The sequence below is a fragment of the Kribbella sp. NPDC056345 genome, from assembly GCF_042262745.1.
Lineage (GTDB): Bacteria > Actinomycetota > Actinomycetes > Propionibacteriales > Kribbellaceae > Kribbella.
Window position 1 is genome coordinate 82,484 of sequence record NZ_JBHJQQ010000015.1, and the last position, 24,112, is coordinate 106,595.

The window sequence follows — 24,112 nt, forward strand, 5'->3', positions numbered from 1 at the left end:
CCCCACCCAACCCCACCACCCGCCCCGCACCATCTGATGGGTGAACCCACCAGCGTGTGGGTTCCCCCACCGCATGCGGGTCCAGAACCCCCAACCTCATGGGTGAACCCACCAAACGCAACCCACCCGGCCCACCGCCTGCCCGGTTTGACGCATTTGGTGGGTGAACCCATCAGGTGGAGGGTTCCCACCCCGGAATCCGGTGGGGGAACCTCCCGTTTGGTGGGTGGACCCACCAAACGGGGTTAGTCGGTGACGTACGGTTCGCCGTCGGCTTTGGGGGCTCGGACTCGGCCTACCAGGCCGGCTACGGCGATGATGGTGGCCAGGTAGGGGGCCATCAGGAGGAGTTCGCCGGGGATGGGGGTCTGGATGATCTGGAGCTGGGACTGCAGCTGGGTGGCGAAGCCGAAGAAGAGGGCTGCGACCATCGCACCGATCGGGTGCCAGCGGCCCATGATGAGCGCGGCCAGGGCGATGAAGCCGTTGCCCGCGGTCATGTCCTTGGCGAACGAACCGGCGTACCCGACCGTGAAGAACGCACCACCGAGGCCGGCCAGAACCCCGGCCCACAGGACGGCGGAGTACCGGACCCGCTTGACCTTGATGCCGACCGTGTCGGCCGCCTTCGGGTGCTCGCCGACCGCGCGGACCCGCAGGCCCCAGCGGGTCTGGAAGAGCACGAAGGTGACGACGGCGACCGCGATGTAGGTCAGGTAGACCAGGACGGTCTGGTTGAACAGGATCGGCCCGATGAACGGGATGTCGCCCAGCCCCGGGATCTTCACCGCGGACAGGACGGTCGGCGTGTTCAGGTTGGCCGCGTCCTCCTGCAGGAACTGGTCGAACAGGAAGCCGGTCACACCGGTCGCGAACACGACCAGTACGACGCCGAGCACAACCTGGTTCACCAGGTACTTGATCGAGAACACCGCGAGCAGCAGAGCCATCAGTACGCCGGACGCCGCGGCCGCGATCAACGCCGCCACCGCGCTCCCCGTCGTACTGGCGACGACTGCCGCGGTGAACGCGCCGACCAGGAACTGGCCCTCGATCGCGATGTTGATGACACCGGCCCGCTCACACAGCACACCGGCCAGCGCGCCGAGGATCAGCGGGGTGGCGAAGTTCAGCGTGCCCTGGAACTGGTTGGCCAGCGGGAAGACCTTGCCCGCAGCGGCCCAGCAGAGGAAGGCGCCGATGAAGCTGACCCCGAGAACGATGGCCAGCCAGCCGGAGTACTTCTGCGGGACCCGGCGCAGGATGTAGGCCACCGCGGCGACCACACCGAGGGCGCCGAGCAGGATGGCGACCGGCTGCGCGGGCAGGCCGAGCAGGTTGTTCTGCAAGTCGCCGGAGACCAGCTGGAACGTCGCCTTGCCGCTCTTGGTGAAGAGCGCCAGCGCGAGCCCGATCAGCGCGAACACCAGCATCAGGCCGCCGACGCGCAACCGGCGGACGCGCTCCGCCGGGGCCTCGATCGCCACCGGAGCGGGGACCCGCGCGGTGTCCTGAACCGTCACGTCGCTCATCCGTTCCAACCCTTCGCGAGGATGGCTCCGGATCCGCGATCCTTCGGCAGGAACCGGAAGACCGAGCGGACCAGCGCGGGAGCCGCGACGAACAGCACGATGGTTGCCTGCAGCACCGTAGTCAGCGTCAGCGGCGTCTGCGTGATCAGCTGCATCTGCAGGCCGCCCGCGTTCAGCGCGCCGAAGAGCAGACCGGCCAGGACGGTGCCGAGCGGCGTACCGCGGCCGAGCAGCGCGACCGTGATCGCGTCGAACCCGACCGATGCGGCGACGCCGTCGGTCAGCGGCAGGTCGGTCCCGAGCACCTGCTGCGTCCCGGCCAGACCGGCCAGCGCACCGGCGACGACCATGGCAATCACGTAGGCCCGGCCGACCGACATACCGGCCGTCTTCGAGGCATCCGCGTTCGCACCAACCGCGCGCAGCTCGAAACCGACCGTCGACTTGTTCAGCAGCCACCAGACGAAGACCGCGGCGACCAGCGCCAGCAGGAAGCCGACATGCAGGCGGGTGTCACCGAACTGCGGGTACTGCGCGTTGGCGTCGACGACTGGTGAGATCGGGTCGGCCCGCCCGGGCCGCTGGAACGTCGAGGTCGTGAGCAACCACTGCAGCAGGTAGATCGCGACGTAGTTCAGCATGATCGTGACGATCACCTCGTGCGCACCGGTACGCGCCTTCAGCAGACCGACCACACCGCCCCAGATCGCGCCGCCGATCAGGCCGGCCACGATCGCGACGACCAGGTGTAGGACCGGCGGCAGGTGCCACGCGAAGCCGACGTACCCGGCGAGAACGGCGCCCATGATCAGCTGCCCCTGGGCGCCGATGTTGAACAGCCCGGTCCGGAACGCCAGCGAGACCGCGAGGCCGCCGCAGATCAGCGGGGTCGCCTGGGTCAGCGACTCGCTGATCGGGGAGATCCCACCGATCGCGCCGACCGCGAGCGCCTTGTAGGCCTCGCCGACCGCCGACAGCGCCGCGGAAATGGTGTCCATCGGTGCGGCGCCGAAGTACCCGACCGCTGTCTTCACGTCGTCGTCGCCGACGATGATCAGGATCGCCCCGACGAGCAGCGCGAGCACGATCGCGCTGACCGAGACCAGACCCTGGACCGCCCACGACGGCAGCCCGGACCGGCGCGACACCGGGGCCGGCGGGGTTGTGGTTGCTGTGCTCATCTAGATGGTTCCCAACGTGGTCGGGTTCTCGATCGCGACGTCGTGTGCCTCGGACTTGGAGGCGCCGGCCATCATCAGGCCGAGCTCGTCGCGGGGGGTGTCGGCCGGTACGACGCCGACCACCTTGCCGCGGTACATCACCGCGACCCGGTCGGCCAGCGCCGCGATCTCGTCCAGCTCGGTAGAGACGATCAGTACGGCGGTGCCCTGGTCGCGCTCGCGCACGATCCGGGTGTGCAGGAACTCGATCGACCCGACGTCCACACCGCGGGTCGGTTGCGAGGCGACCAGCAGCTTCAGCGGCCGGGAGAGCTCGCGGGCGAGCACGACCTTCTGCTGGTTACCGCCGGACAGCGACGACACGGTCTGGTCGACGCCCTGGGTGCGGATGTCGAACTCCTCGACCCGGGCGTGCGCGTTCTTGTGGATCTCGTCGGTGTTCAGCGCCACTCCGTTGCCGAACGGCGCCTTGCGGAACAGGTCGAGGACCAGGTTCTCGGCGACCGTGAACGAGCCCACGAAACCGTCGTGCCCACGGTCCTCCGGGACATACCCGATGCCCGCGTCGAGGCGGTGCCGGGTCGACTTCGTGGTCAGCTCCTGGCCGTCCAGCGTGATGCTGCCGGCCGCGATCGGGGTGAGGCCGAGCAACGCCTCGGCGAGCTCGGTCTGACCGTTGCCCTGGACACCGGCCACCGCGAGGATCTCGCCGGCCCGGACCTCCAGGTCGATGTCGTCGACCGCGGTGAACCCGCGCTCGTCGATCACGGTCAGACCGGTCACGCGCAGTACGGCGTCCTTCGGCTGGGCCGGCTCCTTGTCGACGACCAGGTCGACCGCGCGGCCGACCATCAGCTCGGCCAGCTCTTCCTCGGTCGCGGACGGCTCGGCCTGGCCGACCACCTTGCCGCGGCGGATCACGGTGATCTTGTCCGCGATCGCCTTGACCTCTTTGAGTTTGTGGGTGATGAAGACGATCGAGGTGCCGTTCTCCTTGAGCTGGCGCATCACCGCGATCAGCTCGTCGATCTCGGCCGGCGTGAGCACCGCGGTCGGCTCGTCCAGGATCAGCACGCTGGCGTCGTTCGTGAGCGCCTTGATGATCTCCACGCGCTGCTGGACCCCGACCGGGATGTCCTCGACCAGCGCCTCGGGATCGACCTCGAACCCGTACCGCTCGGAGAGCTCGGTGACGAGCGCGTTGGCCTTCTTGCGGTCCAGCACGCCGCCGGGGTGGGTGTTCTCCCGGCCGAGCATGATGTTCTCCGCGACGGTGAAGACCGGGACCAGCATGAAGTGCTGGTGCACCATGCCGATGCCGTGCTTGATCGCGTCACTCGGCGAGGTGATGGTGACCTTCTCGCCGTCGATGACGATCTCGCCCGAGTCGGGCTGCAGCAGCCCGTAGAGCATGTTCATCAGCGTGCTCTTGCCGGCACCGTTCTCACCGAGCAGGCAGTGGATCTCACCCGGCTCGATGACCAGGTCGATGTGGTCGTTGGCGACCAGCGAGCCGAAGCTCTTCGTCAGTCCGGACAGCTCGAGATGCATGCAGCCCCTCTTCTCATACCGAGAGCCAGGAAGGCGACGACCTGTAGGTCGGCCTTCCTGGCTCGCACCGTACTACGCGGTGGTTCAGGACGCCTTCGGCTGCGCCTTCGACTCGATGGTGATCTTGCCGCCGATGATGTCGGTCTTGATCTGCTCCAGCTCGGTCTTCAGCTCGGCCGGGACCTTGCTGTCGAACTCGTGGAACGGCGCCAGGCCGGTGCCACCGTTCTCCAGCGTGCCGATGAACTGCTTGTTGTCGAACTTGTTGTCGACGACGGAGACGATCGCGTCCTGGACGGCGACGTCCATACCCTTCTTGACGCTGGTGATCAGCACCGAGCAGTACTCCGCCGCGGACTCACAGCCGTCGGTGTCGACCCAGATGGCGTTGACCTTGCCGTTGCTGGCCTTGGCCGCCTGCAGACCGCCGAGACCCGCCGGACCGGCGACCGGGAAGATGATGTCGGCGCCCTGGGTGATCAGGTTCTGGGCGTTGTTCTGGCCCTTGGCCTTGTCCTCGAAGTCACCGGTGAACAGGCCGTCCTGCTTGGCCTCGTCCCAGCCCAGCAGCGCGACGTTCTTCGACTTCTGCTTGTTGTAGTACTTCACGCCCTCGGCGAAACCGTCCATGAAGATCGTCACCGGCGGGATCTTGACGCCGCCGAAGGTGCCGACCTTGCCGGACTTGGACATCGCCGCGGCCAGGTAACCGGCCTGGAAGCTGGACTGCGCGGTGTTGAAGCCGAGCGGCTTGACGTTGGCGATCGGCTTCGCCGGAGCGGAGTCGACGATCGCGAACTTCACGTCCGGGTTCTTGGTGGCGGCCTCGTCGGTGGCGTCCTCGAGCTTGAAGCCGACCGAGATGATCACGTTGCACTTGGCCGCGACCATCGCGGTCATGTTGGTCGGGTAGTCGTTGTCGGACTTCGACTCCGCCTTGACCTCGGTCAGGCCCTTGGCCTTGACCGCGTCCTGCAGGCCCTTGTACGACGTCTGGTTGAACGACTTGTCGTCGAAACCGCCGGAGTCGGAGACCATGCAGGCCTTGAAGGCCTTGTTGTCGGCGCCTCCGGCCGGGCCACTTTCCGTCGGCTTGCTGCCACAAGCTGCGACGGCGAGCGTCAGTACGCCCACGATCGCGGTTCCCCGCACGAACTTCTTCACCGGACGTCTCCTTCGTCGTACCAGATCGTTTGCGCACGCCTGCCCCTGCGTGCCATCCGCAGACTATAGGGGCGGTCAGTGTTAGTTAGAACGACAAGATGACCTCGATACCGGAAAGTGACCGGCACTTTCGTCACATTTCCGCAACTCCTGCGGCGCGGTCACCGAGTGCCCGGCGCCGTCACGGTGAGTGAACGATTCAGGCCTCATGTCACAATCGCGGGCATGAGTCATCAACTGCTGGTCGCGGATGTCCTCGCCCGGGTCGAGGAAGTCCGCGAGACCACGGTCGAGCTGCGCCGGGATCTGCACGCCCATCCCGAGCTCGGCTGGCACGAAGTCCGGACCACCGAAATCCTGGAGCGCGTCCTCACCGACGCCGGCCTGTCACCACAGGTGCTGCCGACCGGGACCGGCCTCATCTGCGACATCGGCTCCGGTGACTCGTGTGTTGCGTTGCGCGCGGATATCGACGCGCTCCCGGTGCCGGACGGCGTCGAGGCGCTCTGGCGGTCGACGAACGACGGCGTCGCGCACGCCTGCGGTCACGACATCCACACCGCTGGCCTGGTCGGCGCTGCGCTGGTACTGGCCGGGATGGCGCGGGACGGCGCGTTGGACCGCCGGGTCCGCCTCATCTTCCAGCCGGCCGAGGAGGTCATGCCCGGTGGCGCGCTGGGCGTGATCGCAGCCGGCGGACTGGACGGCGTACGGCGGATCTATGGCGTCCACTGCGATCCCCGCCTGCAGGTCGGCCAGGTCGGCCTGCGTGTCGGCGCACTGACGGCCGCCGCCGACCGCATCCTCGTCCGGCTGAGCGGCGCCGGCGGGCACACCTCCCGCCCCCACCTCACCGGCGACCTCGTCTACGCGCTCGCCACCCTCGTCACCGAGCTCCCCGCAGCACTGTCCCGCCGCGTCGACCCGCGCGCCGGCATGTCTCTCGTCTGGGGCCGCATCACCTCCGGCTCCGCCGCCAACGCCATCCCCTCCCGAGGCGAAGCCGAAGGCACCCTCCGCTGCCTCGACGCCAACGCCTGGCACCAAGCCGCCGAACTCCTCCCGACCCTGGCGAACCAACTCGTCGCCCCCTACGGCATCCAGGTCGACACCGAAGTCACCCACGGCGTCCCCCCGGTCATGAACGACGCCCATGCCATCGACGTCCTCCGCAACGCCGCCCAGCAAACCCTCGGCACCGGCGCCATCAGCCCGACGGACCAGTCCCTCGGCGGCGAAGACTTCGCCTGGTACCTGGAACACGTCCCCGGCGCCATGGCCCGCCTAGGCGTCCGCCCACCCACCCTCGACACCACCGGCGACCTCCACACCCCCACCTTCGACCCCTCCGAAGAATCAATCTCCCTAGCCACCACCCTCCTAACCTCAGCCGCCCTCCTCGACTGACGGCCCCCGCTCCGCGGCGACGCCCTTTGCCGCCTCCGGCGGGCGCGCAGGGTGATCGGGCGAGAAGTGATTGCCACGAGTGCAGGTGGCGGTTGGTCAGTGCCGCGGGTCCGGACCGCCAGGCCATCACAACTGCCGGCGTGCCAGGCGCTCCCGCGTGGAACCGCGTCCGGGACGCGATTGTGATGGCGTGGGCGTCCGGGGCGGACTCCCATCACCCACCAAGTCGCGCTGCACCGGCCGTGCCACGCCTGGCGACACTTCGCTGGCGGGTGTTGGGGTTGGTGGGTGGTGCGCGTCCGCTCACCTACCGGGGCAGGGCGCAGGCGGCCTCAGGCGGTGCGGCGGTTTGTGCCCCGCCGGAGGCGGAGAAGGGCTGTCGCCGCGGAGCGGGGTTCTTTAGAAAGTGTCGGCGGGGATGTAGACGCCCCAGACTTCGCGGAGGGTGTTGCAGACTTCGCCTACGGTGGCTCGGGCTTTGAGGGCTCGCTTCATGGGGTAGAGGCAGTTGTCGGTGCCTTCGGCGGCCTTTTTGAGGTCGGCCAGGGCTTCGTCTACCTCGGTCTGGTTGCGTTCGGCGCGGAGGGTGGCGAGGCGGGCTACCTGCTGGGCCTCGATGGCGGGGTCGACGCGGAGGGGCTCGTAGGGTTCTTCTTCGGCGACCTTGAACTTGTTCATGCCGACGACCACCCGTTCGGCCGCGTCGATCTCGAGGGAGATGCGGTACGCCGACTGCTCGATCTCCTGCTTCTGGAAACCCTTCTCGATCGCGGCCACGGCACCGCCGTACTCCTCGACCTGGGTCATCAGCTCGACCGCTTCGGCCTCGACCTTGTCGGTCAGCGCCTCGACGACGTACGAGCCGGCGAACGGGTCGACGGTCGCGGTGATGTCGGTCTCGTAGGCGAGGACCTGCTGGGTGCGCAGGGCCAGCCGGGCCGCCTTCTCGGTCGGGAGGGCGATCGCCTCGTCGTAGGAGTTGGTGTGCAGCGACTGCGTTCCACCCAGTACGGCGGCCAGGCCCTGCACGGCGACCCGGACGAGGTTCACCTCCGGCTGCTGTGCGGTCAGCTGCACCCCGGCGGTCTGCGTGTGGAACCGCAGCATCTGAGACTTCGGGTTCTTCGCGCCGAACTCGTCCCGCATCACGCGCGCCCAGATCCGGCGCGCGGCGCGGAACTTCGCGACCTCTTCGAGCAGTGTCGTCCGGGCCACGAAGAAGAACGACAACCGCGGCGCGAACGTGTCCACGTCGAGCCCGGCAGCGACCGCCGTACGGACGTATTCGATACCGTCCGCGAGCGTGAACGCGATCTCCTGCGCGGGCGTCGCCCCCGCCTCGGCCATGTGGTAGCCGGAGATCGAGATCGTGTTCCAGCGCGGCAGCTCCGCCTGGCAGTACGCGAAGATGTCGCTGATCAGCCGCAGCGACTCCTTCGGCGGGTAGATGTACGTCCCGCGCGCGATGTATTCCTTCAGTACGTCGTTCTGGATCGTCCCGGTGAGCTGTTCACCGGCAACCCCCTGCTCCTCCGCGACCAGTTGGTACAGCAGCAGGAGCACCGATCCCGGCGCGTTGATCGTCATCGACGTGGACACCTGGTCCAGCGGGATCCGGTCGAACAGGATCCGCATGTCGTCGATCGAGTCGATCGCCACCCCGACCTTGCCGACCTCGCCGGACGCGATCGTGGCGTCGGAGTCGTACCCCATCTGGGTCGGCAGGTCGAAGGCGACCGACAACCCCATCGTCCCGGCATCGATCAGCTGGTGGTACCGCTGGTTCGACTCCGCGGCCGTCCCGAACCCGGCGTACTGGCGCATCGTCCACGGCCGCTGGGTGTACATCGTCGGGTACACACCACGGGTGAACGGGAACTTCCCCGGCTCCCCCAGCTTCTCCGCCGGATCGAACCCGTCCAGCGCGCCCGCGTCGTACACCGGCGCGAACTCGAATCCGGACTCGCTGCGATGGCTCATCTCCCCACCGTAGGCCGAACCACCCCTCCACTGGTATGCAGCGCCCGGGTGAGATCGGTTACTACCGGTGAGTTCAGTCCCACCAGAACAGCCACTCCGGATCCCCGCTCATCGTCTCGACCTGGGCCTCCAGCGTCTCGACCTCCTGGTTGATCCAGTCCGGATCGAACGCCCACTGCTCGGCCGCCATCAGTTGCAGCTGCCCGACGTCCTCCGTCGGCATCGTGATCACCCGCATCGAGTCGAACCCGAGGACGACCAGCCGCGCACCGAACCGGTCCTCCCAGCTTCGCAGCATGGTCAGCACCTTCGGCAGGTCGACATCGCCCTGCCAGCCGAGCACCGCGGGCAGGTCGGCGCCGCGGGCGACCTTGGCCAGCAGCAACCGATCCCCGTCATCCGCCTCGAACCCGGCCAGGTAGCTGTCCACCACCTCGTCGATCCCGCTGGAGTCCAGGCTCGGCGCCAGGCCGGGACACGCTTCCCCGAACGGCTCCAGCGGCTCGAGCGAGATGTCGTACGACGCCTGCTCGGCAACGTTCTCCGCCCACAGCTCGGCCATCACCGCGGCCGCGTCGTACCGATCGATCTCCGCCACCGGCTGCGGTGCGAGCTCGCCCTCGGTCCACGAGTCGACGGCCCGCTCGTCGACGAGCACCGGATACCAGCCCGTCCGCGGGAAGTCGGCCAGCAGCCGCCGGTGCAGGTCCGAATCCCACTCGTCGTCACTCAGCCAAGCAGTCGGCGGGCCGTCCTCCGGGCCGATCGGGCTGCCGGGCGGCAGATCGGCGGGCAGGTCGGCGAACAGATCCGTCATCACGGTCCCCTCGGTCATGGGCCTCACCCCGGGCCCTCACGCTGTTGCCGGGAGACTAGCGGCGAGCGGGGACAGAACTACGATGTTTGCGTTCTGGCAGCAAGGTGACGCCCGGACGTCACCGGGCAGACATCAAGCGTCCTTGAAGGCGTCGACAGGGAATCCACAACGTGTCACGGACACGTCGCCGAGGGTTCATGCACGGTGGGGAACCTCCGAAGTGTGCGAATCGTGATGGTTGCCGAGACCTTCCTGCCGCAGATCAATGGCGTGGCGAACACGGCTCGCCATGTCGCCGACCGGCTTCGGGCCCGCGGGCACGAGCTGCTCATCATCGCGCCCGGACCGGGCCCGGACAGCTACGGTGACGTGCAGGTGATCCGGGCGCGCAGCTTCCGGACGCCTGGGTACAAGGAGTTCCCGGTCGGGCTGCCGGATCCGTCGATCGAGCGGGCGATGGCCGAGTTCAAGCCCGATCTGGTGCACCTGGCCTCGCCGTTCATCATCGGGGCCTACGGGCTGCGCGCCGCGCGCCGGCTCGGGCTGCCGACGGTTGCGATCTTCCAGACCGATATCGCCGGTTTCGCCCGGCAGTACCCCTGGTTCGCGGCGGCGGACCGTGGCATCTGGCGCTGGGTACGGCGGACGCACTCGCGCGCCGACCGGACCCTCGCACCCTCCACCGCGTCGGTCGAGGCCCTGGTGCAGGGCGGCGTACCGCGGGTCTTCCACTGGGGCCGCGGGGTGAACCTCGACCTGTTCGACCCGCAGCACCGCGACGAGAGCTGGCGCCGCGAGATCTCCCCGGACGGCAAGCCGATCGTCGGGTACGTCGGTCGCCTGGCGGCCGAGAAGAAGGTCCGGCGACTCGCCGAGCTGACCGATCTGGGCTGCCGGATCGTGATCGTCGGCGACGGCCCGGACCGCGCGTCGCTGGAACATGCGTTGCCGCAAGCAACCTTCCTCGGGATGCGCCGGGGTGCTGACCTGGCCACGATCTTCGCCGGGCTCGACGTGTTCGTGCACACCGGTGAGCACGAGACGTTCTGTCAGACGATCCAGGAGGCGCAGGCCTCCGGCGTCGCCACCGTCGGCCCGGCCGCGGGCGGTCCGCTGGATCTGATCCACCCTGGCGTCAACGGCCTACTCTTCGAGCCAGGTCAGGCCGGATCTCTCCGCGAGGCCGTCAAGACCCTGCTGGACCACCCGGAGGCCCGCGGCCGGATGGCAGCCAGCGGCCTCCAGCGAGTCCAGTCCCGTACCTGGCCGGCCGTGGTCGACGACCTCGTCGACCGCCACTACGCCCAGGTCCTGCGCGAGGCCGCTGCCGTACGGCAGGTGGCCTGAGTATGAGCAGCCTTCGGATCGCTCAACTGGCCAACTTCGTCGGACCGACTTCGGGCGGGATGCGGACCGCGATCGAGCACATCGGCCAGGGGTACGTCGATGCCGGCGCGGACCGGATCGTCATCACCCCGGGCGAGCGGGACGAGATCGTCGAGACCGAGAACGGCACGGTCGTCCGGGTGAAGGCGCCGAAGGTGAGTGGCGGGTACCGGCTGATCACCACGCCGTGGAACGTGATCGACGTACTGAAGAAGTTCCAGCCGACCACGGTCGAGATCTCCGACAAGTCGACCCTGCTCCCGGTGGCACGCTGGGCCCGCAAGAACGACATCGGCAGCGTCCTGTTCAGCCATGAGCGGCTGGACGCGATGCTGGCCCTCGGTGCCGCGAGGCCGGGTCAGCTGGGCGGTCACGACGTACTGCGCCCGGGCCGGATGCTCGGCGAGGTCACCACCTACACCAGCCGCTGGACCGGTGAGAGCGTCCAGCGCCGCGCCGAGGGTGTGAAGGCCAGCCAGCTGCATGTGGTCGCCACCGTCGCCGCGCTCTACAAGATCCTCAGCCGCACGTACGACGCGGTCGTGGTGACGTCGCGGTACGCCGCGGCCGAGTTCGACGACGTAACCACGCCCCTGGTCCGGATCCCGCTCGGCGTCGACCTGGACACCTTCCACCCGTCACTCGGCAAGCCGGCCGACGACGGCGTACTGAAGCTCGTGCACGCCGGCCGGCTGTCCCGCGAGAAGAGTCCGCACCTCGCGGTCGCCACCGCGGCCGAGCTGCACCGCCGCGGCATCAAGCTGCAGATGGACGTCTACGGCACCGGTCCGCACCTCGACGAACTGCTCGAGCTGGCTGGCTCGGCGCCGATCACGTTCCACGGGTACGTCGATGGTCGCCGTACCCTCGCCAAGCACCTGGCCGAGGCGGATATCGCCCTGTCGGTCTGCCCCGGCGAGACGTTCGGCCTCGCCGTACTGGAGGCTCTCGCCGCCGGTACGCCGGTCGTCACGGCCAACACCGGCGGCGCCCGCGAGCTGGTCGACGAGACCTGCGGCCGCTGGGGCCAGGCCAACCCGGTCGCCCTGGCCGACGCCGTACTCCAGCTGGCGCAGGTCCCCAACCGACGGGCCGCGGCCCGTCGCCGGGCCGAGCTTTACGACTGGGACACCTGCATCCGGCACATGCTCGCGCTGCACACCCGCCTCGCCCAAGCGAGGATCGCCGCCTAGGTGAGGTGGTCGTAGTCGCCGCGGGTCCAGGCCATGTGGCGATCGGCAGAACGCCGTACGACGGCCTTGGCATCGACCGGGATGACCGAGCCGAAGTTGTTGTAGAGCCGGTCGAACTCGTACGGATCGAGCGCGCGAGCCACCCGATCGACGACCGCACCGGACAGCGGGATGCGGTTCGGGTAGCTGCGCATGAAGCTGACCGAGGTGCGGTCGGGGTTCGCGAAGATCGTGTCGCCCGACAGCACGACACCCTTGCCCTCGGCACCATCCGCCCAGTGCACGACCGCACTCCCCGGGAAATGACCGCCGGGCTGGAGAATCGTCACTCCCGGCAACGGGTTGAGTACGCCGGTCCAGGCCTGGATCACCGCGTCCTGCCGGGCGACCCAGTGGGCATCCGCCTCCGACACGTACACCGGTACGTTGCCGAGACGGTGGCTCCACTCGACCTGGACGCCGTACATGTGCGGGTGGCTGGCAACGATCCCGACCACGTCGCCGAGCTCACGGATCCGCCGTACGGCGTCGTCGTCCAGATAGCCGATGGGGTCCCACAGCAGGTTGCCCTCGGCCGTGGTGACCAGCATCGACTGCTGCCCGATCCCCACCGGCGGCTTGGACGTGACGCCGTACAGCCCCGGCTCGACCTCTTCGACGACCACCGCCGTACCGGCCGCGGCCAGCTCCTCCAACGTGGTCCAGTGCTGACCGTCAGCCGGCACCCACTGCCGCTCGTCGGCGCAGATCGCACACACCTCGACCTGCTCCGAGTGCTCGACCGCACAGGTTGCACAGATCCAGAAACTCACCGTGATCTCCCCTCCATCGCTTTTGACCGGACTCTCGCGGTTAAAGCCTGGTTGAAGTCAAGAACACGGTGGGGTCATCGGTCGAGGGCCATTCGCGACGTTGGCCGATGGGCCAGTTCAGCCCCTTTGCATGTAGAACCAGCCGATCTGGCTGCCCCAGCCCCAGAAGCACTCGGGGCCGACGTTCCCGGTCCCGTTGTCGTAGAGACTCCGGTCGATCTCGCAGAAGGACTTGGTGTTGTACGGCCCAATCGGGTGGTACTGGTCCTGAACCTGAACCTGAGCCTGCGCCGGCGCGGCCACCAGCAGACCGGATACGGCGATGGTTACGGCCGCGGCAGCTGCCGCGAATGACTTGCGCATCATTGCTCCTGTCGTGAGTCAATTGTTTGACTCAAACCACGCTAGACCGGAAAGGGTCCACACACCGCAAGCCACGGTCCGAGAGCGATCTCACACCTGTCCAAGCCAGAACCCGGGCAGTGCAGCGATAGCATCGGGAACGGCCTGGTTCCCCTCCGGGCCGAGCCGAATCGCGGCCTTCGCTGATCTGACGCCCTGATAGTTGCCGCGTCCACCGGTTCTGATCTGTCGTTCGATCGGAGGATCGGTTTGCCCAGCAAACCAGCCGGCACGCTCTACCGTGGCCGGGAGGGCATGTGGTCATGGGTCGCGCACCGGATCACCGGCGTGGGAATCTTCTTCTTCCTGCTCGTGCACGTGCTCGACACCGCTCTGGTCCGGGTGTCGCCGGAGGCCTACAACGAGGTCATCGGCACCTACAAGAACCCGATCGTCGGCCTGATGGAGGTCGGACTGGTCGGGGCCATCCTGTTCCACGCGTTCAACGGCATCCGGCTGATCCTGGTCGACTTCTGGGCCAAGGGCCCGCGCAACCAGCGCAAGCTGATGATCGGCGTCGGCGTGGTGTGGGTCGTCCTCTTCGTGCCCTTCGTGATCCGGCACCTCACCCACGTCTTCGGAGGCTGAGATGAGTGACATCGCGGCTCCGCGGTCGAGTACCCGTGCCCGTTCACTGAAGGGCGGCGGCCGGAACCGATCGGGTCAGACCAACTTCGAGCTGTACAGCTGGCTGTTCATGCGGCTGTCCGGACTCGCCCTGGTCGTCCTGGTCCTCGGTCACCTGTTCGTGAACCTGATGCTCGGCGGCGGGATCACCGCCCTCGACTTCGCCTTCGTGGCCGGTAAGTGGGCCAACCCGCTGTGGCAGGTCTGGGACCTGCTGATGCTGTGGCTGGCGATGCTGCACGGCACCAACGGGATGCGGACGATCATCAACGACTACGCCGAGAAGGACCAGACACGGTTCTGGCTGAAGGCACTGCTGATCACGGCCTCGATCGTGATCGTCGTCCTCGGCACCCTGGTCATCTTCACCTTCGATCCCTGCCTAGACCCGCACAGCACGCTGTCGGTCTGCAAGTAAGGACAGTTCAGATATGCAGCGGCACCAGTACGACGTAGTGATCGTCGGTGCGGGCGGTGCGGGGATGCGCGCGGCCCTGGAGTCCAGCAAGCGGACCCGGACCGCGGTCCTCACCAAGCTCTACCCGACCCGGTCGCACACCGGCGCGGCCCAGGGCGGCATGTGTGCCGCGCTGGCCAACGTCGAGGAGGACAACTGGGAGTGGCACACCTTCGACACGGTCAAGGGTGGTGACTTCCTGGTCGACCAGGACGCGGCCGAGGTGATGTGCCGCGAGGCCGTCGACGCGGTCCTCGACCTGGAGAAGATGGGCCTGCCGTTCAACCGGACCGCCGAGGGCAAGATCGACCAGCGATTCTTCGGTGGACACACCCGCAACCACGGCGAGGCCGTCGTACGGCGGTCCTGTTTCGCCGCGGACCGGACCGGCCACATGATCCTGCAGACGCTGTACCAGCAGTGCATCAAGCAGAACGTCGAGTTCTTCAACGAGTTCTACGTGCTGGATCTGCTGATGGTCGGTGGGCGCGCGACCGGTGTGGTCGCCTACGAGCTGGCCACCGGTGAGCTGCACATCTTCAGCGCGAAGTCGATCGTGTTCGCCTCCGGCGGCTTCGGCAAGGTCTTCCGTACGACGTCCAACGCGCACACGCTCACCGGCGACGGGATGGGCATCGTGTGGCGCAAGGGGCTGCCGCTGGAGGACATGGAGTTCTTCCAGTTCCACCCGACCGGTCTGGCCGGCCTCGGCGTTCTGCTGTCGGAGGCCGCCCGCGGTGAGGGCGGAATCCTGCGGAACAAGGACAACGAGCGCTTCATGGAGCGCTACGCCCCGACCGTGAAGGACCTCGCGCCCCGCGACATGGTCGCCCGCGCAATGGCCAACGAGGTCCGCGAGGGCCGCGGCTGCGGTCCGGACGGCGCGTACGTGATGCTCGACCTGACCCACCTCGAGCCCGCGCACATCGACGCCAAGCTGCCGGACATCACCGAGTTCGCCCGCACCTACCTGGGCGTCGAGCCGTACACCGAGCAGATCCCGGTCTTCCCGACCGCGCACTACGCGATGGGCGGCATCCCGACCAACATCAAGGGCGAGGCGCTGGCCAACAACGACGACGTGATCCCCGGCCTGTACGCCGCGGGTGAGGTCGCCTGCGTGTCCGTCCACGGCGCGAACCGCCTGGGCACGAACTCGCTGCTCGACATCAACGTCTTCGGCCGGCGGGCCGGTATCGCCGCCGCCGAGTACGCCTCGACCGCCGTCTTCGAGGAGCTGCCGGCCGAGCCGGAGAACTTCGTGGTCGAGCTGATCGAGGGCATGCGGAACGCCGAGGGCACCGAGCGGGTGGCCGCGATCCGGACCGACCTGCAGGCCACGATGGACATCAACGCGCAGGTCTACCGGACCGAGGGATCGCTCAAGCAGGCGCTCGTCGACATCGAGCGGCTGAAGGAGCGGTTCGCCCAGGTTTCCGTCCAGGACAAGGGCAAGCGGTTCAACACCGACCTGCTCGAGGCGGTCGAGCTCGGCTTCCTGATCGACCTGGCCGAAGTACTGGTCGTGTCTGCTCTTGCTCGTAAGGAGTCCCGTGGCGGGCACTTCCGCGAGGACTACGACAAGCGTGACGACGTGAACTTCATGCGGCACACGATGGCGTACCGCGAAGTCGATGCTGAAGGCAACATCAACATCCGGCTGGACTACAAGCCGGTCGTCCAGACTCGCTACAAGCCGATGGAGCGGAAGTACTGATGGACGTCAAGGTCAAGATCCTTCGGTACAACCCCGAGGTACTCGACGAGTCGGAGTGGAAGACCTACTCGGTCACGCTGCTGCCCGGCGACCGGGTGCTCGACGCACTGCACAAGATCAAGTGGGAGCAGGACGGCACGCTGACCTTCCGCCGCTCCTGCGCCCACGGTGTCTGCGGTTCGGATGCGATGCGGATCAACGGCCGCAACCGGCTGGCCTGCAAGACGCTGATCAAGGACCTGAACCCGGAGAAGGAGATCACCGTCGAGCCCATCAAGGGCCTGCCGGTACTCAAGGACCTGGTCGTCGACATGGAGCCGTTCTTCGACGCCTACCGCTCGGTGATGCCGTTCCTGGTCACCAGCGGCCACGAGCCGACCCGCGAGCGGATCCAGTCCCAGGCCGACCGGGAGCGCTTCGACGACACCACCAAGTGCATCCTCTGCGCCGCGTGTACGACGTCCTGCCCGGTCTTCTGGTCCGACGGCCAGTACTTCGGCCCCCAGGCCATCGTCGGCGCCCACCGCTTCATCTTCGACAGCCGCGACGAAGGCACCGAACAGCGCCTCGAGATCCTGAACGACAAGGAAGGCGTCTGGCGCTGCCGAACCACCTTCAACTGCACCGACGCCTGCCCCCGAGGCATCGAAGTCACCAAGGCGATCCAGGAAGTCAAGCGAGCACTGATCTTCCGCCGGGTCTGACTCAGGGGTGCATCTGGGCACCCTTGAGGGTCTTGTCGACGGCGTTCTTCGGCCCGTAACAGGCGAGACCGACCAGGTCGAGCGCCGCGGTGGTCACCGCTCTCACCGCGGCGCGATTGTCACGATCGTTGCCAGTAGCAAACAGATCCTGAGTGAAGATCGAGTGCTCGAGCCCGCGCTGCAACGCGCGCTGATGAGCCGTCGCCAGGAACTCCTTGGTCCCCTCGAAGACCAGCACCGGCTGCCGGAACATCGGCAGGTAACGCACCCCGTCCGCGTCCTCGTACGCCTCGCCCACCACCTCAGGACGGGTACCCGCAATACCGCTCACCAAGAACGCGGTCACGTTCAGTCGTTGCCACGTCGGCAGATCCTCTCGGAGCAGTACGGCGATCTTGGTCTCGAAGCGAATCGGCTCGTTGTCCACCCGCCCATCCTCGGCCTGGGCCGGGCGCGGCGGCTTGTACGTTCTTAGCCCTTCGCGTCGGGAGCGTATGTTTTCAGTGTGGAACCGAGCGTGAAGGCGTGGCGGCCCGCGCTCAGCGGCGTCGTCGAGGTCCTGCACGCGCACTTCCCGTCGCATGCCTATCCCAGTCACACCCACGACGCCTGGACGGTGTTGATCGTCGACGAAGGCGCCGTCCGGTACGACCTGGACCACCGCGAGCACGGCTTGGCCCAGGCACAGGTGTCATTGCTGCCGCCCCACGTCCCGCACGACGGGCGATCGGTGCAGCCGGACGGCTTCCGCAAGCGCGTCCTCTACCTGGAGACCGATCGATTGGGTGCCGAGCTGATCGGCGCGGCGGTCGATCAGCCCGAGTACGCCGACGCAGCGCTACGCCACCGGATCCACCAGTTGCACGGGGTGCTGGTGGACGGCAAGGAGGACTTGGAGGCGCAGAGCCGGCTGACTCTGATCGAGGAGCGGCTGCGGCAACACCTGCAGCAAAAGGTCACCGGCCCGGCGGACCAGCGCGACCCCGGGACCGCCAGGAAGCTCCGCGACCTGCTGGACGCCCACGTGCCCGCCGGGATCACGCTCGACGATGCCTCCCGAATTGTGCAGGCGCATCCGGTCCACCTGGTCCGGGCGTTCAGCCGCGAGTTCGGGCTGCCGCCACACCGGTACCTGACCGGCCGCAGGATCGACCTGGCCCGCCGCTACCTGCTGGAGGGGCGGCCGGCGGCCGAGGTGGCGGTGCTGGCCGGGTTCTACGACCAGTCGCACCTCAACCGGCACTTCCGCAAACTGCTCGGAGTCACACCCGCGACCTTCGCCCGTCGGTGAGTCCGCCTAGGGAGACGGCAGCGTCATACTGGCGGGCATGGACTGGACGAAAGAGAAGAACCCGCGGCTGCTCGCGGCGGCGTACGCGGTGGGTTTCGTGGCGTGGCTGATCGGGGTGTTGCTGATCCTGTTCGGGCAGTTCACCGGTGGCTCGATCGCAGGGACGATCGTGGGCATTGTGTTGTTCGCGGTGGGGCAGGCGCTGATCTCGATCGTCGCGTTCACCCTGCGCAGGAACTTCCAGACCAGTACGGCGACATCCTCGTTCTCCCAGGCGTGGCAACGGCTGAGCCTCGGCCTTGAGCTCTCCCCCGCCGTGCGTGTCCTGCTCGGGCGTTAGCAGTACGGCGGGTTGGAGGTGACTGCGGTGGCGACGCGGAGGAACAGGTTGAAGAGGCGGTAGAGCTGGAGCATGTCGTCCGTGACCGTCACGGTGCGGTCGTCGCGGCGGGTGACGCCGGGGATCGCGGTGAGGTGGGAAGCCACTGAGGCGGATTGCCAGCGGACTGCGAGGGTGCGCGGGCTGGGACCGGCAGCGACCGAGGGCAGCGAGCGAAGGGCTCCAGTGGCGCCGGCTTCGATGGCGGCGCGGGCTTCGGCAACCGGGACGAGCTGGGCGGCGAAGCGGTCCTTCGCGAATTTGACCGGGACGGTGTGGATATCGCCGTTCCAGGCTGTTGCCTCGGCGCAGGCGGTGTCGTCGCCGGTGAGCAGGACCAGCGGGACGCCGTACGACGTCGCTGTCGCCTCGAAGAGGCCTATTTCGCCGGTGACCTGGTCGTCGAGCCAGATGTCCTCGATCTCGTGGCCCATGAAACTGTGGCTGAGTACGCCGAGGATGCCGGCCCGGGCGTGGTACCCGATGCACAGGGCCGCGTCGTACGAGTCGTCCAGCCCTTCGATCATGCCCATCGGTTTCGGGCGGCCCTTGATCAGCACCGCGCGCGGGTCGAGGAGGTCGGGCAGGAGGTTGCGCATCGGGCCGTGGGCGTCGTTGACCAGTACGGCGGTCGCGCCGGCCGCGTACGCGCCCCGGACGGCGGCGTTCACGTCCTCGGTCATCATCACCCGGGCCCGCTCGTAGTCGCGCCCGGGTGGTTGCACGTCTTCGGCGTCGACCAGGCCGGTGACGCCTTCCATGTCCGCGCTGAGGTAGACCCTCACGACGAAGTGACCTTGGACGCCTTGTAGGCGCGAACTCCCCAGGCGCCGAGGACGGCCGCGATCACCAGGTTCACCACGATCAGGATCGTGTGGGCCACGTAGTACCCGGTCGGGCGGTCCTCGGTGTCGACCAGTGCCTTGATGAAGCGCAGGTAGGTGACGACGTTCCAGATCGCGATACCGAGCAGGACGAAGGCGTGCTTGCGTTCGAGTTTCACCCCGCCATTGTGCCTACCCTCAGGAGCCGGGGCGGTCCACCATGCGCAGCAGCTGGGTGCGATTCGCCACTCCGAAGCGGCGGTAGAGGCGGGTCAGCTGGGACTCGACCGCCTTGACCGACAGGTAGAGCGCGGCGGCGATCTCGCGGTTCGTCGAACCGTCGCGAACCATCGCCACGATCTGCTGCTCGTTGTCGGTGAGCTCGGACGGCTGCCGGCTCCGGCTCGGCACGTCCAGGCGGGCCAGCTCGGTCTCGGCCACCTCGCGCCAGGCGGGAGCGCCGTACGTCTCGAACTGCTCGATCGCGTCCAGGAACGCCGTCCGCGCCACCGAACGACGCCGGGCCTGCCGCGCGACCCGGCCGCGGGTCAGCTCGCAGCGGGCCAGATCCAGCGGGTACACGCGGTCGCCCGCGCCGCTGATCGTCCGCTCCAGCAGGTCGAGCGCGGCGGCCGGATCGCCCTGCTTGGCGATCAGGAGCGCCTCCGAACGGGCCAGGCCGATCAGCACGATCGGTCGGTCCAAGGTCGCGGCGCGGGACCGGATCTCGGCGATCAGGGCGGCCGCGTCGTCGAGCCGGCCGGCGGCGACCAGCGCCTCGGCGTAGTCCGCGTGCCACGGGATGATCGCGGGGTCGAACGGCATCGCGGCCACGCCGGAGTCCGCGATGGAGTCGAAGGCCTCGACGGCCCGCTGCGGGTCACCGGTCAGTACGCCGACCAGACCTTGTACGGCGAGGGCCGGGCCCGTCCACTCGTCATTGCCGACCAGCCGAACGCCCTCGAGCGCCGCATCCGCGAGCTGGCGGGCCATCGCCGCCGTACCGCCGGCCCACTCCGCGCGGCTGGCGATGATGAGCCCGACCTCGGCCTCTTCGCCGATGTCCTGCATCAGCTGGTAGCACTCGTGGCCCGCGCTCAACGCCTCGGGGCCGCGACCGCTGCGCTCGTAGATCGCGGTCGCCGAGATCAGCACCGAGGCCAGCCAGCGCATCGCGCCGCCGTCGCGAACCTCTTCGACGAGGGCACTGATCGCGGTGATCGCCTCGTCCGTCCGGCCGCGGAACAGCTCGCTCATCGCGGCCATCTGGCGCGCGATGACGACCGCCTTGGTCAACGGCAGGTCGCGGGCCAGCTCGGCCGCCTGGGCCAGCAGGAAGTCTGCGCTCTGGTCGGCCCGGCGAGACATCAGCACCGAGCTGGTCGCGCTCAGCGCGTCGACCAGCGCCTCGGTGTCGCCGGACGACCTGGCCAGCTGCTCGGCCACCCGGGCGTGCTCCTGAGCCTCGTCCAACCGGCGATCGAAGTACGCGCTGTTGCTGAGCCCGATCCGGACCCGCGCCTCGAGCCGATCGTCGCCCTGAGCAACTTCGAAGGCGTCGGCCAGCAGACCGACCCGGCACTCGCGATCCGGCCAGGCCGCGTCGACCTGCAGCAGAAGCGCCGGAACCTTGGTCTCCGGACGGGTCGCAGCCTGTACGGCGAGGCGCGCCATCTCAGCGGATTCCGCCAGATGCCCGGCGGCTGCGGCGTCGTCCGAGGCCCTGGTCAGGCGGCGAGCCCGCTCATCCGGCAGGCTGCCTGGAGTCCGCTCGGCTGCGAGTCGCCAGAGGGTCGCGGCGGCGCCCGGCGCACCACGGCCGGCGGCGACAGCGGCCGCCTCCTCGATGGCGATCGCCAGGTCGGCGTCGGCCTCCTGGGTGGCCAGGGCCCGGTGGGTCGCGTTCTCGACCGGTTCGTCGACGACTGCGGCGAGCTGGGCGTGCGCCTGACGGCGGGCGGCCGACGTGGCTTCGGCGTACACGAACTCCCGTAGGAGAGGGTGGGAGAAGCGCAGCCGCTCAGACGCGATGTCGATCAGGCCGAGCGCCTCGGCCTCGGCGAGCTCGGTCTCGATCGGCCGATCGAGGGACTGCGCGAGCTGAGTGGTCGTCGGGCGGGGCGAGGATGCCGCGTGCAGCAGCAGCTCGTGAGCGCCGAGGCTAAGGTCGGAGAGGCGATCGCCGAGCAGCGTCTTGAGCCGGCTCGACACCGGCAGCGGGTCGTTCGGCGAGACGCCCTGCGGGTGCCGCAGCACTGCGCGGCCGAGCTCCAGCGCCATGAACGGGTTACCGGCACTCGCGGTGAAGATGCGGCGCGCTGTCCGGACCGGGAGCGGGCTGGACAGGCGCTGACGCAACAGTCCCAGTACGTCGGGCTCGGTCAGCGGGGGTACTTCCAGCTGCAGCACCGGCTCCGGGCACGCCTCAGCCATTACCGGGAGGTCGCCGTCGGCCACCTGCTCGGTGGCGAGCATGTGCACCCCTTCGGACAGCCGCCGGGCACAGAACGTGAGCACCTCGAGACTGGACGGATCCACCCACTGGATATCGTCGACCACGAGGAGGACCGGCCCGTTCGCCGCCAGGCGACGCAGTACATGCAATACGGCGAGGCGGACGGCCAGCTCGTCACGGACCGTGTCCGGAGCGCTCGCCTTGAGCAGGGCCACCTCTAAGGGCTGGCGGAGGTGGTCCGGCAGCACCTGCCAGGCCAGCTCGAGCTGGTTCGAGAGGAGGTCGAGGAGCGTGACGTACGGCAGCCCGGCTTCGCTCTGTGACGGCGCGGCGCTCAGAACGCGGCAGCCGGCCTTGGTCCGGTCCGCGACCAGCGCCCGGCCCATCGCCGACTTGCCGATACCGGTCGGACCGTAGAGCAGCACACTGCCACTGGTCTCGAGCTGCTTCTTCGCACGCTCGACCAGTCCGCTCCGGCCAACCAGCTCGTCGTCAGTCACATAACTCCTCGAAGGATTACCCTCGCCGATTATCACAGCCTTCGACCGGTCGACACGGCGAGTGTCACATGAGGAAACCGTCTCGACACCATCCTGTCACCCGATCCTGCCGCGTCAGAGCGGTCAGCACGGCACGATCGTGCCGGGGCACCAGATGGCGCCCCGGCAAACCTGAAACGTTCAGGACTAGCGTCAGATGACGTCGAGATCGCGTTCGATGGCGGCTAGTTCTTCTTCGGAGCCCTGGACCTTGGGGCCGGTGAACCAGCGGCGGGCGGAGAGGAACCAGTACGCCGAGGCGAAGCCGAGGACGACCAGGACGGCGATCGGGGTGTAGTTGAAATTGCTACCGGTGATCGGGTTGGCCTGCGGGAGCATGAACAGGACGGTGATGAAGGCCACCCAGATGATCGCGATGATGCCGATCGGGCGGCTCCAGCGGCCCAGCGACCACGGGCCGGGCTTGAAGTTCTTGCCCTGGACGAGCCGGAGCAGGGTCGGCAGGACGTAGGCGATGTAGAGCCCGATCACCGCGATCGACGTCACCGCGGTGTACGCGGTGGTGTTCCAGAGGTAGGGCAGGCCGAGCACGAAGGAGCCACCCGCGGCCAGCCAGATCGCGTTGGTTGGCGTCCGGGTCTTCGGGTTGATCTTGTGCCAGAACGACGAGCCGGGCAGCGCGCCGTCACGGGAGAACGCGTAGATCATCCGCGAGTTGGCGGTCACCGACGCCATCCCGCAGAACAGTTGCGCACCGATCACCACGAGCAGCAGGACCTTGCCCATCGTGAGGCCGACCGCGTCGATGAAGATCTGCGCAGGCGGCACGCCGGTCTTGCTCTCTAGGGCGCCGTCGTAGCTCTGGATCGCGAACGTCAGGCCGATCAGCAATACCCAGCCGGCGCCGAGCGAGACCAGGATCGACATCACGATGCCGCGTGGACCCGAGCGGGCCGCGTCGTGGGTCTCCTCGGTCATGTGCGCAGAGGCGTCGTACCCGGTGAAGGTGTACTGCGCGAGCAGCAGGCCGAGCATGCCGACGTAGAAGGTGGAGGCCCAGCCGGTGTTGTTGACGAAGTGACCGAAGACGAAACCGGCCGACTGGTGGTTGTCGGGCAGCAGCACGAGCGCGCCGACGATGAACAGTACGCCGACGATGTGCCACCACACGCTGATGTCGTTGAGCCGGGCGACCAGCTTCACACCGAGCGAGTTCAGCAACGCGTGCACCAGCAGGATGATCCCGAACAGCAGGATCGTGTGCCGGGGAGTCGCACTGAAGCCGAACTGCAGGTCCAGGAAGGCATTCAGGAAGAACGCGGCGCCGAAGTCGATACCGGCCGTCACTGCGACCTGACCGAGGAAGTTGAACCACCCGGTGAACCAAGACCAGGCCGGACCGTTCGACGGGGCGAGCTTGGCGGCCCAGTAGTACAGACCACCTGCGGTCGGGTAGCTCGAGCAGACCTCGGCCATCGCGAGCCCGACGAACAACGTCATCAGCCCGACGAACGGCCAGCCCCAGACGATCATCGCCGGGCCGCCGGTGTTCATCCCGAACCCGTACAGCGTCAGGCAGCCGGACAGGATCGAGATGATCGTGAACGACACCGCGAAGTTCGAGAACCCGGACATCGTCCGGGACAGCTCCTGGGCATACCCGAGCTGATGCAGGCGTTGCTCGTCATCGGTCATCGGGGTCTTGTCGTGACTCACTGGGTCCTCCTGCGACG

At 68.0% G+C, this 24,112-nt stretch carries 22 protein-coding genes; 9 read left to right on the forward strand and 13 right to left on the reverse strand.

Translation table 11 applies throughout. The features are described from left to right. Positions 1-245: 245 nt before the first annotated feature. The 4 genes from ACFCV3_RS36055 to ACFCV3_RS36070 all read right to left on the reverse strand — a co-directional run bounded on the left by ACFCV3_RS36055 (position 246) and on the right by ACFCV3_RS36070 (position 5,428). Positions 246-1,532 carry an ABC transporter permease gene (locus ACFCV3_RS36055; protein WP_376038154.1) on the reverse strand — a complete coding sequence of 429 codons (1,287 nt, stop codon included), beginning with the start codon at positions 1,530-1,532 and terminating at the stop codon, positions 246-248. Beyond that, positions 1,529-2,713, reverse strand: a complete 1,185-nt coding sequence (locus ACFCV3_RS36060; RefSeq protein WP_376038155.1) for an ABC transporter permease — start codon at positions 2,711-2,713, stop codon at positions 1,529-1,531. The genes ACFCV3_RS36055 and ACFCV3_RS36060 overlap by 4 nt, the downstream gene beginning before the upstream one ends. Continuing rightward, complete coding sequence (locus tag ACFCV3_RS36065; RefSeq protein WP_376038156.1) at positions 2,714-4,264, reverse strand: ABC transporter ATP-binding protein; 1,551 nt, start codon at positions 4,262-4,264, stop codon at positions 2,714-2,716. Between the two features lie 84 nt (positions 4,265-4,348). Further along, positions 4,349-5,428 carry a BMP family protein gene (locus ACFCV3_RS36070; RefSeq protein ID WP_376038158.1) on the reverse strand — a complete coding sequence of 360 codons (1,080 nt, stop codon included), beginning with the start codon at positions 5,426-5,428 and terminating at the stop codon, positions 4,349-4,351. A 225-nt stretch (positions 5,429-5,653) separates the two neighbouring features. Here ACFCV3_RS36070 and ACFCV3_RS36075 point away from each other — a divergent pair, with 225 nt between their 5' ends. Next, positions 5,654-6,835 carry an amidohydrolase gene (locus ACFCV3_RS36075; RefSeq protein ID WP_376038160.1) on the forward strand — a complete coding sequence of 394 codons (1,182 nt, stop codon included), beginning with the start codon at positions 5,654-5,656 and terminating at the stop codon, positions 6,833-6,835. Positions 6,836-7,234: 399 nt separating this feature from the next. On the opposite strand, the gene ACFCV3_RS36080 is transcribed toward ACFCV3_RS36075, so the two are convergent. Together ACFCV3_RS36080 and ACFCV3_RS36085 are read right to left on the reverse strand one after the other, a co-directional pair. Beyond that, entirely contained in the window at positions 7,235-8,815 is a 1,581-nt protein-coding gene (locus ACFCV3_RS36080; RefSeq protein WP_376038161.1) for a methylmalonyl-CoA mutase, read from the reverse strand. A 73-nt stretch (positions 8,816-8,888) separates the two neighbouring features. After that, positions 8,889-9,650, reverse strand: coding sequence for a DUF4253 domain-containing protein (locus ACFCV3_RS36085; RefSeq protein WP_376038164.1), 762 nt, complete (start codon positions 9,648-9,650; stop codon positions 8,889-8,891). A gap of 204 nt (positions 9,651-9,854) precedes the next feature. Between ACFCV3_RS36085 and ACFCV3_RS36090 the strand changes: the two genes are divergently transcribed. Both ACFCV3_RS36090 and ACFCV3_RS36095 read left to right on the forward strand, forming a co-directional pair. After that, complete coding sequence (locus tag ACFCV3_RS36090) at positions 9,855-10,979, forward strand: glycosyltransferase family 4 protein (protein WP_376038165.1); 1,125 nt, start codon at positions 9,855-9,857, stop codon at positions 10,977-10,979. A 2-nt stretch (positions 10,980-10,981) separates the two neighbouring features. Next, positions 10,982-12,211, forward strand: coding sequence for a glycosyltransferase (locus ACFCV3_RS36095; RefSeq protein ID WP_376038167.1), 1,230 nt, complete (start codon positions 10,982-10,984; stop codon positions 12,209-12,211). Here ACFCV3_RS36095 and ACFCV3_RS36100 read toward each other — a convergent pair. Then, positions 12,208-13,023, reverse strand: coding sequence for an MBL fold metallo-hydrolase (locus tag ACFCV3_RS36100; protein WP_376038169.1), 816 nt, complete (start codon positions 13,021-13,023; stop codon positions 12,208-12,210). The two genes, ACFCV3_RS36095 and ACFCV3_RS36100, sit on opposite strands and share 4 nt — an antisense overlap. A 117-nt stretch (positions 13,024-13,140) precedes the next feature. Then, positions 13,141-13,386 (reverse strand): hypothetical protein, encoded by a 246-nt coding sequence (locus tag ACFCV3_RS36105; protein ID WP_376038171.1) that lies wholly within the window; start codon positions 13,384-13,386, stop codon positions 13,141-13,143. A gap of 294 nt (positions 13,387-13,680) precedes the next feature. Here ACFCV3_RS36105 and sdhC point away from each other — a divergent pair, with 294 nt between their 5' ends. The 4 genes from sdhC to ACFCV3_RS36125 are packed head-to-tail and all read left to right on the forward strand — an operon-like array spanning position 13,681 to position 16,930. Next, complete coding sequence (gene sdhC, locus ACFCV3_RS36110; RefSeq protein WP_370451401.1) at positions 13,681-14,013, forward strand: succinate dehydrogenase, cytochrome b556 subunit; 333 nt, start codon at positions 13,681-13,683, stop codon at positions 14,011-14,013. A 1-nt stretch (position 14,014) separates the two neighbouring features. Continuing rightward, complete coding sequence (locus ACFCV3_RS36115) at positions 14,015-14,470, forward strand: succinate dehydrogenase hydrophobic membrane anchor subunit (protein ID WP_376038173.1); 456 nt, start codon at positions 14,015-14,017, stop codon at positions 14,468-14,470. Between the two features lie 13 nt (positions 14,471-14,483). Then, positions 14,484-16,226, forward strand: a complete 1,743-nt coding sequence (sdhA, locus tag ACFCV3_RS36120) for a succinate dehydrogenase flavoprotein subunit (protein ID WP_376038175.1) — start codon at positions 14,484-14,486, stop codon at positions 16,224-16,226. Beyond that, positions 16,226-16,930, forward strand: a complete 705-nt coding sequence (locus ACFCV3_RS36125) for a succinate dehydrogenase iron-sulfur subunit (protein ID WP_376038176.1) — start codon at positions 16,226-16,228, stop codon at positions 16,928-16,930. Before sdhA ends, ACFCV3_RS36125 begins: the two co-directional genes overlap by 1 nt. A gap of 1 nt (position 16,931) precedes the next feature. Here the strand turns inward: ACFCV3_RS36125 and ACFCV3_RS36130 are convergent, their stop codons facing one another. Continuing rightward, positions 16,932-17,357, reverse strand: a complete 426-nt coding sequence (locus tag ACFCV3_RS36130; RefSeq protein WP_376038178.1) for a DUF2000 family protein — start codon at positions 17,355-17,357, stop codon at positions 16,932-16,934. A 78-nt stretch (positions 17,358-17,435) separates the two neighbouring features. On the opposite strand from ACFCV3_RS36130, the gene ACFCV3_RS36135 reads away from it, so the two are divergent. Together ACFCV3_RS36135 and ACFCV3_RS36140 are read left to right on the forward strand one after the other, a co-directional pair. After that, the gene (locus ACFCV3_RS36135) at positions 17,436-18,221 is read left to right on the forward strand and encodes an AraC family transcriptional regulator (RefSeq protein WP_376038180.1); all 786 of its coding nucleotides are present in this window, start codon (positions 17,436-17,438) and stop codon (positions 18,219-18,221) included. A gap of 37 nt (positions 18,222-18,258) precedes the next feature. Continuing rightward, positions 18,259-18,561, forward strand: coding sequence for a hypothetical protein (locus ACFCV3_RS36140; protein ID WP_376038181.1), 303 nt, complete (start codon positions 18,259-18,261; stop codon positions 18,559-18,561). On the opposite strand, the gene ACFCV3_RS36145 is transcribed toward ACFCV3_RS36140, so the two are convergent. The 4 genes from ACFCV3_RS36145 to ACFCV3_RS36160 form a co-directional block, all read right to left on the reverse strand. After that, complete coding sequence (locus ACFCV3_RS36145) at positions 18,558-19,385, reverse strand: M55 family metallopeptidase (protein WP_376038184.1); 828 nt, start codon at positions 19,383-19,385, stop codon at positions 18,558-18,560. The two genes, ACFCV3_RS36140 and ACFCV3_RS36145, sit on opposite strands and share 4 nt — an antisense overlap. Continuing rightward, complete coding sequence (locus ACFCV3_RS36150) at positions 19,382-19,603, reverse strand: SCO4848 family membrane protein (protein WP_376038185.1); 222 nt, start codon at positions 19,601-19,603, stop codon at positions 19,382-19,384. The genes ACFCV3_RS36145 and ACFCV3_RS36150 overlap by 4 nt, the downstream gene beginning before the upstream one ends. A 19-nt stretch (positions 19,604-19,622) precedes the next feature. Further along, positions 19,623-22,379: an AAA family ATPase gene (locus tag ACFCV3_RS36155; RefSeq protein ID WP_376038188.1), complete on the reverse strand. Its 2,757-nt coding sequence runs from the start codon at positions 22,377-22,379 to the stop codon at positions 19,623-19,625. Between the two features lie 192 nt (positions 22,380-22,571). Then, positions 22,572-24,095, reverse strand: coding sequence for an amino acid permease (locus tag ACFCV3_RS36160; RefSeq protein WP_376038191.1), 1,524 nt, complete (start codon positions 24,093-24,095; stop codon positions 22,572-22,574). Positions 24,096-24,112: the final 17 nt, after the last annotated feature.

Bases quoted from the DNA above. Each gene is read 5' to 3' on its own strand.
- ACFCV3_RS36055 (WP_376038154.1), bottom strand. From the start codon at position 1,532: ATGAGCGACGTGACGGTTCAGGACACCGCGCGGGTCCCCGCTCCGGTG.
- ACFCV3_RS36060 (WP_376038155.1), bottom strand. From the start codon at position 2,713: ATGAGCACAGCAACCACAACCCCGCCGGCCCCGGTGTCGCGCCGGTCC.
- ACFCV3_RS36065 (WP_376038156.1), bottom strand. From the start codon at position 4,264: ATGCATCTCGAGCTGTCCGGACTGACGAAGAGCTTCGGCTCGCTGGTC.
- ACFCV3_RS36075 (WP_376038160.1), top strand. From the start codon at position 5,654: ATGAGTCATCAACTGCTGGTCGCGGATGTCCTCGCCCGGGTCGAGGAA.
- ACFCV3_RS36080 (WP_376038161.1), bottom strand. From the start codon at position 8,815: ATGAGCCATCGCAGCGAGTCCGGATTCGAGTTCGCGCCGGTGTACGAC.
- ACFCV3_RS36085 (WP_376038164.1), bottom strand. From the start codon at position 9,650: ATGACCGAGGGGACCGTGATGACGGATCTGTTCGCCGACCTGCCCGCC.
- ACFCV3_RS36095 (WP_376038167.1), top strand. From the start codon at position 10,982: ATGAGCAGCCTTCGGATCGCTCAACTGGCCAACTTCGTCGGACCGACT.
- ACFCV3_RS36105 (WP_376038171.1), bottom strand. From the start codon at position 13,386: ATGCGCAAGTCATTCGCGGCAGCTGCCGCGGCCGTAACCATCGCCGTA.
- sdhC (WP_370451401.1), top strand. From the start codon at position 13,681: ATGTGGTCATGGGTCGCGCACCGGATCACCGGCGTGGGAATCTTCTTC.
- ACFCV3_RS36115 (WP_376038173.1), top strand. From the start codon at position 14,015: ATGAGTGACATCGCGGCTCCGCGGTCGAGTACCCGTGCCCGTTCACTG.
- sdhA (WP_376038175.1), top strand. From the start codon at position 14,484: ATGCAGCGGCACCAGTACGACGTAGTGATCGTCGGTGCGGGCGGTGCG.
- ACFCV3_RS36125 (WP_376038176.1), top strand. From the start codon at position 16,226: ATGGACGTCAAGGTCAAGATCCTTCGGTACAACCCCGAGGTACTCGAC.
- ACFCV3_RS36140 (WP_376038181.1), top strand. From the start codon at position 18,259: ATGGACTGGACGAAAGAGAAGAACCCGCGGCTGCTCGCGGCGGCGTAC.